Genomic DNA, 934 nt, shown 5'->3' with positions numbered 1-934 from the left:
TGAAACAAGATATCCAGCGGTGGTTGTTATTGTTTTTGAAACGCTAGCAACGCTCATTTGTCTACCTCTACAAAAAATAATTCAAAGCGATATTGCTGAAAGCCTGGCGGCAATTTGTCTCGAGTAGCTTCACATCATATGCTGAAGCATTAGCAAAACACAAAAACGCTCTTCAATCTAGATCCACCACTTAAGACCTCTGGAGAACAAAAATGAGATCCTTAAAGCTAATACTTTCCTGCTTTCTATTTGTCAGCTCAACAGCCATGGCGCATAACGGAATGCTTCACATTGAAAGCAATAATGATTTCGCAACAACCCAAGAAAAGTTGCTTGAAACCCTTAAGGAGAAAGGCATGAAAGTCTTTGCGACCATCCGTCACTCTAAAGGAGCAGAAGATGTAGGTGTAACGATCAACCCTACGACATTGATCATTTTTGGAAACCCCAAAGTGGGTGCACCACTGATGGCATGTACGCAGATGGTCGGTATTGATTTACCGCAAAAAGCTTTGATTACACAAGATGAAGAAGGAAAAGTAATGCTCACGTACAACGATCCAGCTTACTTGAAGGAGCGACACGAGATAAGAGGTTGCGATGCCGTATTAGAAAAGGTACGCAAAGCGCTCGCGAACTTTGCAAAAGCGGCTACGAACTAAAATTATAGTTTCTTGGCGATGTAGACTCCGTAGCTATAGAAGTCTTTGAACTTCTCATACATCGCCACCTCCTCTCTTTCAGCAGCAATAATTTCTTTCGCCCCTTCAGAATTTGCATTACGCTCGAGAAAAGCATTATATGAAGCTTGAATCGGACCATAATACCCCTCAAGCCAGCAATGTAAATCCAATGTGAAGTAACCAAGTGGCTGATACCCTGCTCGCTCCAACACCTTCATTTTATTCGAAGCGGTATCGATTTCGGGATATGC

Annotated in this window: 1 protein-coding gene and 1 pseudogene; one reads left to right on the top strand and one right to left on the bottom strand. The window is 42.4% G+C overall.

Annotated features, from left to right (window positions below; translation table 11 throughout):
• The first annotated feature begins 281 nt into the window (after positions 1-281).
• Positions 282-662 (top strand): DUF302 domain-containing protein, encoded by a 381-nt coding sequence (locus A3739_RS05445; protein WP_197472078.1) that lies wholly within the window; start codon positions 282-284, stop codon positions 660-662.
• 2 nt (positions 663-664) lie between these two features.
• Here the strand turns inward: A3739_RS05445 and A3739_RS29420 are convergent.
• Positions 665-934, bottom strand: a pseudogene (locus tag A3739_RS29420) (SAM-dependent methyltransferase); the annotation flags it as partial.

The sequence above is a fragment of the Oleiphilus sp. HI0067 genome (genome assembly GCF_001635735.1).
The sequence above is the reverse complement of the archived record's forward strand: the minus strand, read 5'-3'. Positions and strand labels throughout refer to the sequence as shown.